11 protein-coding genes and 1 tRNA gene are annotated in these 15,850 nt (G+C 66.1%); 6 read left to right on the top strand and 6 right to left on the bottom strand.

Features of this window, described 5'->3' with window-relative positions; all coding sequences use genetic code 11:
- Positions 1 to 117: 117 nt before the first annotated feature.
- The 6 genes from LPN03_RS01180 to LPN03_RS01155 all read right to left on the bottom strand — a co-directional run bounded on the left by LPN03_RS01180 (position 118) and on the right by LPN03_RS01155 (position 7,416).
- Entirely contained in the window at positions 118 to 1,803 is a 1,686-nt protein-coding gene (locus LPN03_RS01180) for an APC family permease (RefSeq protein WP_165181625.1), read from the bottom strand.
- Positions 1,804 to 2,071: 268 nt separating this feature from the next.
- A tRNA-Pro gene (locus LPN03_RS01175) sits at positions 2,072 to 2,148 on the bottom strand.
- A gap of 110 nt (positions 2,149 to 2,258) precedes the next feature.
- Positions 2,259 to 4,097: an ABC transporter ATP-binding protein gene (locus LPN03_RS01170; protein WP_165181624.1), complete on the bottom strand. Its 1,839-nt coding sequence runs from the start codon at positions 4,095 to 4,097 to the stop codon at positions 2,259 to 2,261.
- Positions 4,094 to 5,962, bottom strand: coding sequence for an ABC transporter ATP-binding protein (locus tag LPN03_RS01165; RefSeq protein WP_262452651.1), 1,869 nt, complete (start codon positions 5,960 to 5,962; stop codon positions 4,094 to 4,096). The genes LPN03_RS01170 and LPN03_RS01165 overlap by 4 nt, the downstream gene beginning before the upstream one ends.
- A 156-nt stretch (positions 5,963 to 6,118) precedes the next feature.
- Positions 6,119 to 6,757, bottom strand: a complete 639-nt coding sequence (locus LPN03_RS01160; protein WP_165181622.1) for an NUDIX hydrolase — start codon at positions 6,755 to 6,757, stop codon at positions 6,119 to 6,121.
- A gap of 8 nt (positions 6,758 to 6,765) precedes the next feature.
- Complete coding sequence (locus LPN03_RS01155) at positions 6,766 to 7,416, bottom strand: TetR/AcrR family transcriptional regulator (protein WP_165181621.1); 651 nt, start codon at positions 7,414 to 7,416, stop codon at positions 6,766 to 6,768.
- 247 nt (positions 7,417 to 7,663) lie between these two features.
- Between LPN03_RS01155 and LPN03_RS01150 the strand changes: the two genes are divergently transcribed.
- The 6 genes from LPN03_RS01150 to LPN03_RS01125 are packed head-to-tail and all read left to right on the top strand — an operon-like array spanning position 7,664 to position 15,818.
- The gene (locus tag LPN03_RS01150) at positions 7,664 to 9,229 is read left to right on the top strand and encodes an ABC transporter substrate-binding protein (protein ID WP_165181620.1); all 1,566 of its coding nucleotides are present in this window, start codon (positions 7,664 to 7,666) and stop codon (positions 9,227 to 9,229) included.
- Positions 9,226 to 10,200 carry an ABC transporter permease gene (locus LPN03_RS01145; RefSeq protein ID WP_262452650.1) on the top strand — a complete coding sequence of 325 codons (975 nt, stop codon included), beginning with the start codon at positions 9,226 to 9,228 and terminating at the stop codon, positions 10,198 to 10,200. The genes LPN03_RS01150 and LPN03_RS01145 overlap by 4 nt, the downstream gene beginning before the upstream one ends.
- Complete coding sequence (locus tag LPN03_RS01140) at positions 10,197 to 11,096, top strand: ABC transporter permease (RefSeq protein WP_165181618.1); 900 nt, start codon at positions 10,197 to 10,199, stop codon at positions 11,094 to 11,096. Before LPN03_RS01145 ends, LPN03_RS01140 begins: the two co-directional genes overlap by 4 nt.
- The gene (locus LPN03_RS01135; RefSeq protein WP_262452649.1) at positions 11,093 to 12,898 is read left to right on the top strand and encodes an ABC transporter ATP-binding protein; all 1,806 of its coding nucleotides are present in this window, start codon (positions 11,093 to 11,095) and stop codon (positions 12,896 to 12,898) included. Before LPN03_RS01140 ends, LPN03_RS01135 begins: the two co-directional genes overlap by 4 nt.
- Positions 12,895 to 13,719 (top strand): SDR family NAD(P)-dependent oxidoreductase, encoded by an 825-nt coding sequence (locus tag LPN03_RS01130; protein ID WP_165181616.1) that lies wholly within the window; start codon positions 12,895 to 12,897, stop codon positions 13,717 to 13,719. The genes LPN03_RS01135 and LPN03_RS01130 overlap by 4 nt, the downstream gene beginning before the upstream one ends.
- Positions 13,719 to 15,818: an acetate--CoA ligase family protein gene (locus tag LPN03_RS01125; protein WP_262452648.1), complete on the top strand. Its 2,100-nt coding sequence runs from the start codon at positions 13,719 to 13,721 to the stop codon at positions 15,816 to 15,818. Before LPN03_RS01130 ends, LPN03_RS01125 begins: the two co-directional genes overlap by 1 nt.
- Positions 15,819 to 15,850 lie beyond the last annotated feature (32 nt).

Here is a 15,850-nt window from a genome sequence, read left to right as displayed (position 1 = left end):
CGAAGTGCATTCGGGTCAGGGTACTGGGCCTTTCGAGACCCACACGCGAGGGGGGACTGCACGCTACAGCGGCCCGCTTCGTCGAAGCGGGACGCTGCAGCCGAGGTTGTCGGCAGCCTAGATGGCCAGTTCCTCATCTTCTTCACGCGACTCTTCTTCGGCGTCGTCGATGTACTGCTGTACTTTCGCGAGGGGAAGGTGGGAGTTCAGGGCCAGGATGAACACCACCACGGTGATGACGGCGTTGCTCAGGAAGGCCCACCAGAACAGCTCAGGATGCGACGACGGGTCCATCAGCCAGCTTTGGAAGCCAACCAGCACCAGCCAGGGGACCAGCCACATGGCACCGGCCTTGAAGTCCAGCTTGGGCTTGCTCTTGCGGTCGCCGGTGAATTGGAAAAGGACCAGGAGCAGGTAACCGAGCAGGATGGTGATGAACATCTTGGAGTTGGTGCCCCAGCCTCCCCAGAACACGATCAGGTTGGCGCAGTAGAAGGCAATCAACGGGATGGTGTTTCCACCCGGCAGCTTGAACGGGCGGTGGCGGTCTCCCATTTGGCGGCGCAGCGCGGCAACCACCAAGGGGCCCGAACCGAAGGACAGTACCGTGGCGGAAGTGATGAAGCCCACCAGCTGCTGCCAGCTCGGGAAGGGCAGGAACATGACCAGGCCCACCAGGAACGTCAGGAACAGGCTCCAGTGCGGAACGCCATGCTTGTTGGTGGCCGCCAGCCAGCGCGGGGCATTGCCGTTGCGACCCTGTGCGTAGGAGACGCGGGCGGCGATGGTGGTGTAAATCAAGCCTGTGTCGGTGGGGGAGATGATGGCGTCGGCATACAGCAGGTAGGCCAGCCAGGCCAATCCGCCCGTGGTGGCCAGGGCTGCCAAGGGGCCGAAGTCGTTGGTGAAGGTCAGGTGGGACCAGCTGCCGGAGCTTTGCAGCACGTGTTCAGGGATGCCCATGGTGAAGGCGACCTGGAGCAGTGCATAGATGACGGCCGTGATGCCCACGGAGCCAATGATGGCGAAGGGGATGTTGCGCTTCGGATTGGTTGTTTCGCCGGCCAGTTCAATGCCTTGGCGAAAGCCCAGGAAAGAGAAGGTGATCCCGGCGGTGGCGATGCAGGTGAAGATCGCGGCGCTGCCGGAGGGTGCGAAGCCCAGCGAGGTGAAGTTGTTTAGGGTCCCCATCTGGGTGGTGCCAAAGGCCATGATGAGGAAGGTGGCGATCACCAGGACAATGATGAACAGCTTCCACCAGACCAGGACGTTGTTGATCTGGGCAAAGAGGCGGACGCCGTAGTAGTTGATCATGACAAAGATGGCCATCAGCACCACGGCAATCACGATGCCCAGCGGTGTCAGCGTGTGCACCGTGGTGTTTTCCACCCGCTGTGCGATGGTGAACGGCGCGTATTTGGTGGCGTAGGTCAGTGCGCCCATGACCTCAATGGCGGGGACGGCGGCGGAGCTGACCCAGGTGATGAAGCCCAGTGAATAGCTGGCGAAGGATCCCCACACCAGGTGCGGGTACCTGACCACGCCGCCGGAGATGGGGAACATGGGTCCCAGCTCGGCATAGCAAAGGCCGATCATCAGGACCATGAGTCCGGCGATCAGCCAGGAAAATATTGCTGCGGGACCGGCAATTTGGGAGGCGTTGTAGGCTCCGAACAGCCAGCCGGAGCCGATGATGGAGCCAATGGCGGTAAAGAGGAGGCCGATGGGTCCCAGATGCCGTTTGAGTTTGATTGCGGATTCGGGAGTTCCTCCCTGTGGTCTGCTTTCTGTAGCTGCTGTCATGGGAAAACCATCTCCTTTGGCGGTTTTTAGGGTACTTTCCGGAAACTACGCCCGCCGATTGGGCATTGTGAGTGAGTTTCCTGTGATTTTGCCTAGAAAATGTCCACAACAGGCCGGGTAAAGGGTGGGGGTCGGCGTCGAGTTTGCCGCGTGTGGGCTATCAGCCAGCTTGGCTCGATGGCGCGGCGCCCGCCAGGAATGAGCGGGGGGCCAGAATGCTGATGCGTTAATCAAAAAAGGCGCTGTCCGCATGGACAGCGCCTCTTGCTGGTCGGGGTGACAGGATTTGAACCTGCGGCCTCGTCGTCCCGAACGACGCGCGCTACCAAGCTGCGCCACACCCCGATCCATTGCCGTCCAGGACCGCGAAGGTCCGGAAAAGCAACTTCTCAAGAATAGCGGACGGGGGCCCGTTCCGCGAAATCGCCGCACCGCCGGCCCCCGTGCGGGGCGGGTTACACCAGGGAGTCCCGCCACGCCCCGTGCAGCGCGGCAAACCGCCCGCCTCCGGAAATCAGCTCGGCCGGCGAGCCGTCCTCCACAATGCGCCCGTCGTGGACCACCAGCACCCGGTCGGCAATGGCCACCGTTGAGAGCCGGTGGGCGATGATCAGTGCCGTCCGGCCGGGCGCCCCTCCGGGCCCGCTTCCCCCGCCCAAAAGCTGGTGAAGGCCGTCCTGCACCATCCGTTCCGATGGGATGTCCAATGAGGAGGTGGCCTCGTCCAGGATCAGCACCGCCGGGTTCGCCAGGAACGCTCGCGCAAAGGAAATCAGCTGTCGCTGGCCCGCCGAGACACGCCCGCCCCGCTTGTTGACGTCCGTGTCGTATCCATCCGGCAGTGCCCGGATGAAACCGTCGGCGCCCACTTCCCTGGCCGCGGCCTCAATCTCGGCCCGGCTGGCGGCGGGGTTTCCCAGCGCAATGTTTTCGGCCACCGTTCCGCTGAACAGGAAGGCCTCCTGCGTCACCATGACCACGGCACGGCGCAAGTCGGCGATGGACAGCTGCCGCAACTCGACGCCGTCGAGCGTCAGGGAGCCTGCCGTGACGTCATAGAACCGGGCGATGAGCTTGGCAAGGGTTGACTTGCCCGCCCCCGTGGCACCGACGACGGCGACAGTCTGGCCCGCGGGAATGTCCAGGTCCAGCCGGGGCAGGACGGCGGGGCCGCTGCCGTAGCCAAACTCGACGCCGGCAAACCGGATGTGGCCCTGCGCGCGGGGCAGCGGGACGGGCGTGCGCGGCGGCAGGACGGTGGGGACTTCCTCGAGCAGGCCGGAGACCTTTTCCAGGGCGGCCTGGGCGGACTGGAAGGAGTTGTAGAACATGGCCATCTGGCTGATCGGCTGGAAGAAGCGCTTCGTTGCCAGCAGGAGGGCCAGCAGTGCGCCCACGGCCAGCCCGTGGTCCAGGACGCGGAAGCCGCCCACCAGGAGCACCACGGCCACGGCCACATTGCCGATCAGCACCAGGCCCGGCTGGAAGATGCCGTTGAGGTTGATGGAGCGGACGGTGACGCGGCGGTAGTCCTCGGCGAGTTCGTCGTAGGTGGCGGCATTGTCCTTCTCGCGCCGGTACGCCTTCACCGCTCGGATGCCAGTCATGGTCTCAATGAAGTGTACAATCAACCGGGCGGACACCACCCGCGAGGACCGGTAGGCAGCCTGCGAGCGGCGCTGGTACCAGCGGGAGAGGAAGTACATCGGAACGGCGGCGGCCAGCACCAGCAGCCCCGTGATCCAGTCGAGCGAGAAGATGCTCACGGCCGTCAGGACCATGAAGATGATGCCGGAGGCCAGGTCGGCAATGCCCGAATCAAGCAGCTCCCGCAGCGCCTCCAGGTCCGAGGTTTGGCGGGAAATGATGCGCCCCGAGGTGTAGGTCTCGTGGAATTCCAGGCTCAGCCGCTGCGTATGGCGGAAAACCTGGATGCGCAGGTCAAGCAGCATGGCCTGGCTGAGCCGGGCGGTGGCCGTGAGGTAGGTGGCGGTCAGCCACGAGCTCGCGACGGCGGCCAGCAGGTAGCCCCCACCCGTGACCAGTAGTGGCAGCAGGTTGCCGCCGGACCTGACGGCGGGCAGTGCGGAGTCGATCCCGTAGGCGATCAGCAGTGGCCCGGACACCTTGGCGGCCTGGGACAGCACCACCAGCACCACCGTGATGATGAAGCGGCGGCGGACGGGCCGGAGCAAGGTGCGCAGCAGCCGGACTGAGCGCTGCCGCACCGCCTTGCTGTCCGCCTTGCTCAGTTCCACGCGGTCCTCGTTGGCCGTTCCGGTGGTGGTGCTCATGCGCCCGCTTCCTTTCCTGCGCCCAGTTCTTCGGCCAGTTCCTCGCCGAGCCCGGTTTCCAGGTGGCTGTCGAGGTCCCGCGGCTCCTCGGTGAGGCTGGCCAGCACGTAGCGGTAGTGGCTGTTGGCTGCGAGGAGTTCGCTGTGCGTGCCGACGGCGGTGATCCGCCCGTCCTGCAGCAGCGCCACCCTGTCCGCCAGGGACACGGTGGACGGGCGGTGGGCCACGATGAGCGTGGTGGTGCTCTCCAGCACGGAGCGCAGCCGTTCGGTGACGCGCTCCTCCGTGTTGACGTCGAGGGCAGAGAGGGGATCATCCAGCACCAGCACCGCGGGGCGGGCGGCGATGGCCCGGGCCAGCGCGATGCGCTGCCGCTGGCCGCCCGACAGGCTCAGGCCTTCCTCACCGATGAGCGTGTCCACACCTTGCGGGAGCGTGTAGGCAAAGCTTGCCTGCGCCACTTCCAGGGCCTGCTCCAGGACGTCCTCGGGGGAGAGCCCCGGCTGTTCGGCGGCGCCCAGCAGCACGTTGTCGCGCACGGAGTTGGAGAACAAGGTGGTGTCCTCGAAGGCCACGGCCACATGGGTGCGCAGCGCCGAAAGCGTCAGCTGGCGGACGTCGACGCCGTCGAGCATCAGGGTGCCGGCCGTGACGTCAAACAGGCGCGGAACCAGGCTGAGCAGCGTGCTTTTGCCGCAGCCGGTGACGCCCACCAGCGCCATGGTCTCACCGGCCCGCAGCGTGAGGTTGATGCCGTCCAGCACGTCCCTTGTCGCTGCGGGGGTGTCCGGGTAGCGGAAGTGGACGCCGCGGAACTCCAGCTCGCCGCGCGCGGAGTCCAGCGCGACGGGTGAGGCCGGATCGGTGATGGTGTTGACGGCGTCCATGACCTCAAAATGCCTGTCGATCGCGGTCTTGGCGGTCAGGGTCATCGCCATGAGCGGCCCCATGGATTCCACCGGCCCGGCCACCACGGCGGCCGTGGCGAAGAACGCGACCAGTGCGCCGACGTCGAGCTTTCCGGCGGAAACCAGCAGGATGCCGACCACCAGACCCGAGCCCAGCGCCAGCTCGGGCAGCAGCGTGACGACCAGCGAGAACACGGCGAGCGACTTGGCCTTGTGGATTTCAGTGGCCTGGAGCTCCTGCGCCTGCCCGGCAAAGGAGTCCAGCGCCTCCGGCCCCCGTCCAAATGCCTTCAGCACGCGGATGCCGTGGACGGATTCCTCCACGGCGGTGGCGAGGTCGCCGGCCTGGTCCTGGCTCTTGCGGCTGACGCGGCCGTAGGACAGCCGGAACCTAAAGCCGAATATGGCGATGGGCACGGCCGCGGCGAGGAAAATCAGGCCCAGCTGCCAACTCATGGAAAACATAAGCGACACGCCAATCACCACGGTCAGGGTGGTCACCACCAGCATGATGGCCCCGAATGCCATCCAGCGTCGCATGAAATTCAGGTCGCTCATGGCGCGGCTGAGGAGCTGGCCGGAGCCCCAGCGGTCGTGGAATTCCACCGCGAGCGACTGCAGGTGGCGGTAGAAGGACGTGCGCATCCGGGTTTCCACGGTGGTGGCGGGGACAATGACAAACTGCCGCCGCAGCGCGATGAGCCCGGCTTCCAGGATGCCCAGGCCAAGCACGACGGCGGCACCCGTCCACAGCCCCTTCGTCCCGTTGCCCGGTTGCAGGGCTGTGTTGACCAGCACCCGGTAGACCTGGGGGACGACAAGCGCCACCACGCTGGCCGCCAGTGCGGACAGCAGGCCCCAGATGAGTGGCCAGATGATCGGCTTCAATTGTGGCGCCAGGCGGCCCAGGGAAGTGAAAAGGGTGGAATTGTCTTTGCTGGTATGTGCGTCTGCCATGGAGTTACGTTGACTGCCCAACTTCAACTGCACCTCTTCAACGGCGCAGTGAATCGATGTCTTTTCAGGGAAGTCCAGCCTACGCCCGCCCGCGTGCCGGGGAGGGTTGCCGCACCCGGTTAACTCGTTAACCTGGGCAATTTGTTTTGGCTCGGGTCAGCTGGCCGTGAAGGCCGGTTCCAAAGTGGCATTGACGCGGACAGTGCCGCCCTCGAGGGCAACCGAGGCAAATTGCCACAAAATGGCGCCGGTGGGGGCATGGACCACCATGTCATGGCGCAGCGGCATTTGCAGGAGCGGGCCGTGGTCCGTCTCCTTCCAGCGGGGCACGCCCGGCGCCTGCAGCCGCGCCAGCGGTACGGGGTGAAGTGAAGCCACCTCTGCCGGATTGCGGCGGGGCTTCTGGGGGCCGCGCAACAGGACCACAATGGGGGTGATCACAATTCCCCGCGATGCGTTGAAGTCGTCCAGCACCCCAAGGACGTCCACCGGGCCGGCCTGCAGCCCAGTCTCTTCCTCGAGTTCCCGCAGTGCCGTTTCCGTTATGGATTCCCCGGGGTCGGCCTTGCCGCCGGGAAGTGCCCACTGGCCCGGATTGGACCCGCGCGCGGTGCGCTTGATCATCAGGAAGTGCGGCTGCCCTTCCTTTTCATAGAGGGTGATGGCCACTGCAGCGCGACGGATTCCTTCGAACTCGGGCTCGCCGTGCCGCTGCCAGCCTGCGAGGCGGGACGCAATGCCATCAGCAAGTTCCTGCAGGGAATCCGGCTCCGGGCGGACAGTGTTGACAGGCATGGTGCTCCTTAGGCCCTGCCGGCGACGGCGGCTTCGGCCCGGGTGCCGCCGTCGGGCAGCAGGCTCAGGTGGGTGTCGATGATGTTGACCAGCATTTGGCGCATGGAGTCGACACTCATGTTGGGGGCGCCCGTCAGGATCTTGATGGCGGCCCCGTCCGTGGCGGAGGTCAGCAGGCGGGCAAAGACCACCGGATCGGTGTCCCGGAAAATCCCCTGCCGCTGGCCGCGCCGGACGGTGCGGACCACGGCGTCCAGCCAGCGCTCATAGAAGTCGTTGTGGAGGGCACGCAGTTCCGGGTTCAAGCACGTCTCGGTCCAGAACTGCAGCCAGATGGACCATTCATTGCGAACCTGCACGCCCGCCGGGAGCTGCATTTCGATCAGGGCCAGCAGGCGCTTGCGCGCGTTCTCAATCTGCCGCAGCGCCTCGCCCTGCCGGATGAAGGCCTGGTCCACGCAGTACCGCAAGGCCTCCTGCAGCACGTCGTCCTTGCCGGGGAAGTAGTAGTGGATGGTCCCCGTGCTGGTGCCGCAGATCGCTGCAATGTCCTGGACCCGGACATGGTGGTAGCCGCGTTCGGCGATGAGCGGCCATGCGGCCTCAAGGATCGCGTTGCGGCGGTCCGGCTTGCCCCGGCCTTCAGTTGCTTCAGTCATGGGAGATCCTTCAGCGCGGCGGATGCTTCGATGAAATGACTCTAGCCTATTTGTCAAACTGACGCATCAGTCAGACTTGATTTTGGTTCCACTGGGTGGAATTTGCCGGGATTCGTCGAAAATTCGCCATAATTCAGCAAAGTCTTGACATCTGTGACGGGAACCACAATGCTGGCTAAATGATCGACGCGTCAGTCAGACGCGACGAAGCCCGGATTTTCCTCCACTGTTGCAGGAGTCAAATGCTATGACCGCTCCCCGGCGCCCCAAGACTTTACGCACCGTTACAGCCACGCTTTTGGCGGCCGCGATGATAGGCCTGGCCGGCTGTTCATCCGCCCCCGGCACGTCAACCGCCGACGTCAATTCCGCCCCGAAGGACGGCGGTACCTTGCGAGTCGGCATTGTGGGCGGGTCCGCCAAGGACTCCCTGGACGCCCACTCACCCGTGACGCACCCGGATGAGGCCCGCGTCATCCAGCTGTATGAAACGCTTGCCACCTACGACGTTAACCACAAGGTGGAGATGGCGCTGGCGGACAAGATTACACCGTCTGCCGACGCGAAGACGTGGACCGTCCATCTCCGTGACGGATTGAAGTTCAGCAACAACAAGCCGATCACGGCTGATGACGTCATCTTTACGTTCAAGCGCATTACCGATCCAAAGGCCCCCATGGCCGGGGCCAGCGCACTGTCCACCCTGAACCGGGACGGCCTGAAGGCCTTGGATGCCCAAACCATCGTTTTCCCCTTCAAGACGCCGTTTGCAACGTTCCCCGACAACGTGGCCCAGTACAGCACCGGCATTGTCCCGGTGGGCTATGACCCCAAGAATCCCGTCAGTTCAGGCCCGTTCATGATGAAGGACTTCACCGCGGGGCAGCAGAGCACCTTTGTCAAGAACCCGAACTATTGGCGCAAGGGCGAGCCCCACCTGGCCGCCGTCACCATCATCGACTTCCCCGATGACACCGCCCGGGTCAACGCCCTGCTGGGCGGGCAGGTGGACGCCATCGACCAGCTGCCCCTGGGCCAGATCAACATCGTCAAGGCCAATCCGGCCCTGAAGGTGCTTGAATCAGCAACGGGCTCCTGGGTGCCGTTCACCATGCGCGTGGACCAGCCGCCATTCAACGATCCCAAGGTGCGCCAGGCTTTCAGGCTGATCGTGGACCGCAAGCAGATGGTGGAGCAGGTGCTGGGTGGCCACGGAACTGTCGGAAACGACCTGTACGCCCCCTTTGACACCTGCTTCGACAAGAGCATTCCACAGCGCACGCAGGACATCGCCAAGGCCAAGCAGTTGCTCGCCGAGGCTGGCAAGTCGAACATGAGCGTGGACCTGGTGACCTCCTCAGCGGCTGCCGGAATGGTGGAGGCGGCACAGGTGTTCGCCCAGCAGGCCAAGGCCGCCGGTGTCACGGTCAACGTGAAAAAGGTGGACCCCGGCGAGTTCTACGGTGACAAGTACCTCAAGTGGACCTTTTCGCAAGACTTCTGGTTCACCCGCGACTTCCTGCCTCAGACGGCCGCATCAGGCTTCACCGATTCCCCTTACAACGAAACGCATTGGGACAACAAGGACTGGTCCGCGCTGGTGAACAAGGCCAGCGCCACCGTCGACATGACAGCCCGCTGCGCGCTCATTCAGCAGGCCCAGCAAATTGAATACAACGACGGCGGCTACATTATCTGGGGCTTCCCCAACAGCGTCGACGCCTACTCCTCGACTGTCCAGGGATTCAGCCCCGACAAGAGCGGCATCCCGCTCACGTCATTTGGGTTCCGGAGCGTTTGGATGAACAAATGAGCCGAAAGGGCGGGGGCGGCATGAGCCGGATGTTGTTCAGGCGCTCGCTGTTCGGCCTGTTCACCCTCTGGGTTGTCTCCATCGTGGTTTTCCTCGCCACCCAGGCACTCCCAGGTGACGCGGCCCAGGCGATCCTGGGCCGCGAGGCCACCCCGGAGCGGCTGGCGGCACTGCGCGCACAGCTCCACCTGGGCGGTTCACTGCCCGAACAGTACTTCAGCTGGCTGGGCCATGTGGTCACCTTCAACATGGGCTCATCGCTCGCCAGCGGCAACCCTGTCCTGGACACCATTGGCCCCATGGTGCTCAATTCCACCGTCCTGATGTTCGCCTCCGCCGTCATTGCCATCCCCCTGGCCATTGTCATCGGAACCTGGAGCGCCCTTAAGAAGGACACGGCCATGGACCATGTGACGGGGGTGGTCACACTCGTGATGGCCTCCCTGCCGGAATTTGTGGTCGGTGTGCTGCTGGTCCTGCTCCTTTCCACCGGGCTGCTGCACCTGTTCCCGGCTGTGTTCGTCCAGATACCCGGCGAGCACGTCTGGAGCCACCCGGACCAGCTGGCGCTTCCCGTCCTCACCCTGGTGCTGGCGGTATCCCCCTACATCATCCGGATCATGCGGGCCACCATGCTGGAGGTCCTGGACAGCCAGTACGTCCAGCAGGCCCGCTTGAAAGGCCTGCCCGAGCGCACCGTCATCTGGAGGCACGCCATCCCCAACGCGATCGGCCCCGTGGCACAGGTCATCGCCCTCCAGCTGGCATGGCTGATCGGCGGCGTGGTGATCGTGGAGTACCTGTTCCGCTTCCCCGGGATCGGCTTTGAACTCATCGACTCCGTAACCAACAGGGACCTTCCCGTCATCCAGGCGCTGGTCATCATCATCGCCCTCTTCTACGTCATCGTGAACCTGCTGGCCGACGTCGTGACGCTGGCCGTCAACCCGAAAGTAAGGACCGCACAATGAGCACCGTCGCCACCAAGCCCGCCGGGCCGGGAGCCGGAATCCGTGTGCGGGCGCCGCGCAAGAAGGGGCTGCTCCGGCGGGCTCTGAAGTCCAGGCGGACAGTGATTGGCGCCATCCTGAGCGTCCTCATCTTCGCCATCGCCTTCCTGGGCCCGTATGTGGCGCCCCATTCACCCACGGAGTTCGTGGGCGCGCCCTTCTCCCCAGCCGGCATCGGAGGCCCCTTCGGCACCGACAACCTTGGCCGCGATGTCCTGTCCCGCTTCCTGGCCGGCGGCCAAACCCTGATGATCCTCTCCGTGCTTGCCACGGGGATTGGCGTGGGGCTCGGCGCGCTGGTGGGCGTATTCGCCGCGTACAGCCGCGGCTGGGTGGACGAGGCACTGATGCGCACCGGCGACGTGGCGCTGGCCTTTCCGCAGATTGTGCTGGCCCTGCTGTTCCTGTCCATCATCGGCCCCAAGCTGTGGCTGCTGGTGCTCATGGTGGCCCTGGGCCACCTGCCCCGTGTGGCCCGGGTGGTTCGCGGTGCGGCCATGTCGGTTGTCGAACGCGACTTCGTCAAGGCCGCCGAATCAGTGGGCATCCCGCGCTGGAAAATCATCGTCGGGGAGATCGTGCCCAACCTCAGCAGCACGCTTGCCGTTGAATTCGGCCTGCGCCTGACCTACTCGATCGGCCTGGTCGCCGGGCTCAGCTTCCTGGGCCTGGGAATGCAGCCTCCCAGCCCCGACTGGGGGCTGATGATCAATGAAAACCGAATTGCACTGACAATTTCGCCCTGGTCGGTGGCCCTGCCCGTCATCGCCATCGCGCTGCTGACGGTAGGCACCAACCTGGTCACCGACGGCCTGGCCAAGGCCGCCATCGGCAGCGATGAAGGAGTGGAAGCATGAGCACCGCCGCACCAACACTCGTGGTGGACGCCCTCAGGATCGTCGGCGTCCCCTCCATGGCCAGCATCATTGACCAGCTCACCCTCGAGGTTCACCCGGGGGAAATCCTGGGCGTGGTCGGCGAGTCCGGCTCCGGCAAGACCACCCTGGGCCTGTCCCTGCTCAACTACTGCAAGGAAGGCACCAAGGTCGACGGCGGGAGCGTCAGCATCCACGACCATGACCTGGCAGCCCTGAACTGGCGCCAGGTGCGGGAACTGCGCGGACGCACGGTGGCCTACATTCCCCAGTCGCCGGCGTCGGCCCTGAACCCGGCCCTGCGGGTTGGCACCCAGCTGCGCGAATGCCTTCCGGGAGACCCCGCCGCCGTCCTTGGCCGGGTGCGGGAGGTGCTGCGGGAGGTGGCACTGCCGGATGACGATGAATTCCTGGCGAGGTACCCGCACCAGCTTTCCGGTGGGCAGCAGCAGCGCGTGGCCATCGCCATGGCATTCACGGCGCGACCCGCACTGATTGTCATGGACGAACCCACCACGGGCCTGGATGTCAGCACCCAGGAACACGTCCTGCACACCGTGCGGGAGATGTGCAAGACCTATGACTGTGCAGCCGTGTACATCAGCCACGACATGGCCGTGGTGGCAGAGCTGGCCGACCGCATCGCCGTCATGTATTCCGGGCGGATCGTGGAGATCGGCCGGACGGCGGACGTCCTGGACCACCCCTCACACCCCTACACCAGCCGGCTGCTGCTCGCAGTGCCGGACCTGGACGCCGTCCGGCCCATGGTCGGCATCCCGGGGAACGCGCCGTCGCCCATGGCACGGCCGCAGGGCTGCGCCTTCGCGCCCCGCTGCCCCATCGCCGACAGCGGCTGCAAGGTGTCACCCCCGGAGGCCACGGATGTGGGGGAGGGGCACAGCGTGCGCTGCTTCAAGGCTGGGACGCCCCTGCCGCCGGCACACGCCCGGCCGCAACGGCAGCGGTCGGTGCGCACCGACGGGGACAAGCCGGTCATCGACATCAGCGGACTGAAGGCGGGCTACGGCAAGTTCACTGTCCTGGAAGACATCAACCTGTCCGTCTATTCCGGGGACTGCGTGGCCTTGCTGGGCGAATCCGGTTCCGGCAAGACAACGCTGAGCCGCTGCATTGCGGGCCTGCACCACAACTTCACGGGGGGCCTGGAGCTCTCCGGCGAACCGCTGGCCACCAGCAGCTTCAAGCGAACCAGGGAGCAGCGCCGCCGCGTCCAGTACATCTTCCAAAACCCCTATGAGTCCCTCAACCCGCGGCGCACCGTGGAGGAACTGATCCTCCAGCCTGTCCTGGCCGTGCGCGGAAAGGTGAAGAACTCCCGCGACATTGTGGCAACGGCGCTGGAACGTGCCTCCCTGCGGCCGGACCATGCCCGCCGGTACCCGGACCAGCTCAGCGGCGGCGAGCGCCAGCGTGTGGCCATCGCCAGGGCGCTGGCGACCGAACCGGAGGTCCTGATCTGCGACGAGATCACCTCGGCCCTGGACGTTTCCGTGCAGTCGTCCCTGGTGGACCTGCTGCGGGGACTGCAGGCCGAAATGGGCTTGACGCTGTTGTTCATCACCCACAACATTGCCCTGGTGCGCAACATCGCCCAGCAGGTGGCGGTCCTGGAGCGGGGGCGGATTGTGGAGTTTGGTGACGTCGCGGACATTTTTGACAACCCGCAGCATGACTACACCCGTTCGCTGATGTCGGCCACGCCAAACTTCCAGCTGCCCAGCCAGGTTTACGCCGCGGAACCGAACGGCGTGGCGCTGTGAGCGGCGGGTTCGACGGCGGTGCGCCGGCACCGAGCCTCCATCCCGAAGCCCTGGCCGGCAAGGTTGCCCTGGTGACCGGCGGCGGCACAGGCATAGGCCGTGCCACGGCCCTGTCCATGGCGCGCTCGGGGGCAAGGCTGGTCCTCGCCGGCCGCCGGGCGGAACTGCTCCAGGAAACGGCCGAACTGGTCCGGGCGGCAGGCTCTGAAGCCATCACGGTTGCCGGGGACATCCGGGACGCTGACCATGTGGTGGAACTGGTGGACCGTGCGGTGTCGGAGTTCGGGCGCGTCGACGTGCTTGTCAACAACGCCGGCGGCCAGTTCCAGGCTCCGGCGGAAGACATCAGCCTCAACGGTTGGCGCGCCGTCCACCGGCTTTCCGTGGAGGCCGTCTGGAATCTTACCCGCGAGGTGGCCGTGCGCAGCATGATCCCCAACCGCTCCGGACTGCTGGTCTTCATGGCATTCTCTCCTCACCGCGGCATTCCGGGCATGGTGCATGCCACGGCGGCCCGCGCCGCCGTCGAAAACCTGGCCTCCGGGCTGGCCCTGGAGTGGAGTCGTTACGGCATCCGCTCCGTTGCCGTGGCACCGGGCAGCATCGAAAGCGAAGGCCTGGACCAGTACACGGAAGAAGCCCGGCGGGGGTGGGAGCAGGGAGTGCCGTTGGGCCGCCTGGGCCGCCCCGAGGACGTTTCCGGTGTCATTGCCTTCCTGGCCACGGACGCGGCCCGGTACATCACCGGAACCACCATTGACATTGACGGCGGAGCCAACGCTTGGGGCTCCGGCCGTCCCGTTCCCACGAAGGAGCCCTGATGACGAGCATCATTGACAACGCAGCCCCGGCCCGCACCGGAACGGACGGCAACCACCCGGCATCCGGCCTGGATGCGCTGTTTTCACCGAACGCCGTGGCCATTGTGGGTGCCAGTGACGACACCCGAAAATACGGCAACTGGATTGCCGTGCAGGCACTGAAGGGCACCCGCCCCGTCCACCTGGTCAACAGGACCCGCAGCACCGTGCTGGGGCTGCCCACTGTGCCCTGCGTGACCGCCGTCGGAAGTCCCGTGGAACTGGCCGTCATCGCGGTTCCCGCGGCAGGGTTTGAGGCCGCGGTGGACGATGCGCTCGCCGCCGGGGCCAAGGCGATTGTCGGCATTAGCGCCGGCCTGGGCGAAGCCGGGGGCGAGGGGCTGGAACTGGAGCGCCGGGTCGCCGCCAAGGTGCAGGCCGCCGGCGCACGCATGCTGGGCCCCAACTGCCTCGGCGTGCTGGACCACACCTCGGGGTTGACGCTGGCCTCCAACGAATTCCCGGTGGGCAACATTGGCGTCATTTCCCAAAGCGGAAACCTTGCCCTGGAGCTGTGCACCCTCTTGGTGGACCACGGCCTGGGCGTGTCGCGCTTTGCCAGCCTGGGCAACCAGGCCGACCTGGACGCCGCCGACCTGATCGAGGCCTATGCCGGACACGCCGGCACGGCCGCCATCGCCGTCTACTGCGAGGACTTCCGGGACGGCCGCCGCTTTGCCCGCGCCGCGGCCAAGGCAGCCGCGGCGGGGAAGCCGGTGGTCCTGCTGACTGTGGGCGCCACGGACGCCTCGGTGCGCAACGCCAAGTCCCACACTGGTGCCATGGTGTCCTCCGGCATCGTTGTGGATGCTGCCTGCCGGGCCGCGGGGATCGAACAGGTCGCCTCACCGGCCCAGATGGCCCACCTGCTGCAGGCCCTGGTGCGCAGCAGGGTGCCGGCCGGCTCCCGGACCGCGGTGTTCGCCGACGGCGGCGGACAGGCCTCGGTGGCCAGCGACAGTGCCGCGGCGCAGGGGCTGGACGTCATGGAATTTCCCGCGGAACTGCAGGCCGCCGTGGCTGCCGAACTGCCACCCACCGCCGCAGTCAGCAACCCGGTGGACGTGGCCGGCGGCGGTGAGCAGGACATCATGTGCTTCGCCCGGGTCCTGGACCGCCTTACGGCCAGTGACGCCGTGGATGCCACCTTGATGAGCGGCTACTTTGGCGGCTACGGCTCCTACGGGCCCGAGCTGGCCCAAAAGGAGATCGAGGCGGCCCACGCCATGGCCGCCTCGACGGCAGCACGCGGTGGCACCGTGGTGGTGCAGACCATGAACTGGGAGTCGGCCGCGGCGGACGCTTTGCGAGGCGGCGGCGTTCCCATCTACCGCGGCATCGAGGAAGCCGCCTGGGCGCTGGGCCGGCTGGCCCGGCGCCATGCGGAGCCGGCCACCGGCGTGCCAGTGCTCCCCGCACCCGCCGAGCCCGTCACCGATGCCGGCTACTACCCTTCACGCCGGCTGCTGGCCGGCGCTGGAATCCCCTTCGTCGCGGCCGCCGAAGTGGCAACGCGGGACGAACTCCTGTCGGCGGCCCGCGGGCTGAACTACCCGCTGGTGCTCAAGGCGCTCGGCGATGAGCACAAGAGCGACCGCGGCGGCGTGGTGCTGGGCATCGCAGACGCGTCGGCCCTGGAAGCTGCCTGGGACGATGTTCAGGCCCGGCTGGCGCCGCCGTCGTGCTCGCTGGAGGAAATGGCCCAGCTGTCCGGAGCCGTGGAACTCCTTGTCGGGGTGCGCCGCGACCCCCGCTTTGGACCGATTGTGCTGGTGGGCCTGGGCGGCGTGTTTGCCGAGGTCCTCCGCGATGTGCGGTGTGCCCTGGGCCCTGTCACCCCTGAGGAGGCGCGCCGGCTGCTGCTTTCGCTGCGCGGCGCAGCCCTGCTGACCGGTGCACGCGGCAGGGCGCCTGTCGACCTCGATGCGGCGGCCGAGATTGTTGCCAGGCTGTCTGTGCTGGCCGCTGAACACCCCGAAATCAGTGAAATCGAATGCAACCCCGTTGCCGCACTGCCCGGGCGGGCCATTGCCCTGGACGCCCGAATCGTCCTCGACTAACGCCTTCCCCACTCAACCGTTTCCCCAAACCC

Origin of the sequence: Arthrobacter sp. A2-55 (genome assembly GCF_025548615.1) — a bacterium.
Lineage (GTDB): Bacteria > Actinomycetota > Actinomycetes > Actinomycetales > Micrococcaceae > Specibacter > Specibacter silviterrae.
Note: the sequence above shows the minus strand (reverse complement) of the source record. Positions and strands in the feature narration are given on the sequence as shown.

What these genes read in the sequence shown, in the direction of transcription:
- LPN03_RS01165 (WP_262452651.1), bottom strand. Translation starts at nt 5,962, where the DNA reads ATGGCAGACGCACATACCAGCAAAGACAATTCCACCCTTTTCACTTCC.
- LPN03_RS01150 (WP_165181620.1), top strand. Translation starts at nt 7,664, where the DNA reads ATGACCGCTCCCCGGCGCCCCAAGACTTTACGCACCGTTACAGCCACG.
- LPN03_RS01155 (WP_165181621.1), bottom strand. Translation starts at nt 7,416, where the DNA reads ATGACTGAAGCAACTGAAGGCCGGGGCAAGCCGGACCGCCGCAACGCG.
- LPN03_RS01145 (WP_262452650.1), top strand. Translation starts at nt 9,226, where the DNA reads ATGAGCCGAAAGGGCGGGGGCGGCATGAGCCGGATGTTGTTCAGGCGC.
- LPN03_RS01180 (WP_165181625.1), bottom strand. Translation starts at nt 1,803, where the DNA reads ATGACAGCAGCTACAGAAAGCAGACCACAGGGAGGAACTCCCGAATCC.
- LPN03_RS01135 (WP_262452649.1), top strand. Translation starts at nt 11,093, where the DNA reads ATGAGCACCGCCGCACCAACACTCGTGGTGGACGCCCTCAGGATCGTC.
- LPN03_RS01125 (WP_262452648.1), top strand. Translation starts at nt 13,719, where the DNA reads ATGACGAGCATCATTGACAACGCAGCCCCGGCCCGCACCGGAACGGAC.
- LPN03_RS01160 (WP_165181622.1), bottom strand. Translation starts at nt 6,757, where the DNA reads ATGCCTGTCAACACTGTCCGCCCGGAGCCGGATTCCCTGCAGGAACTT.
- LPN03_RS01140 (WP_165181618.1), top strand. Translation starts at nt 10,197, where the DNA reads ATGAGCACCGTCGCCACCAAGCCCGCCGGGCCGGGAGCCGGAATCCGT.
- LPN03_RS01170 (WP_165181624.1), bottom strand. Translation starts at nt 4,097, where the DNA reads ATGAGCACCACCACCGGAACGGCCAACGAGGACCGCGTGGAACTGAGC.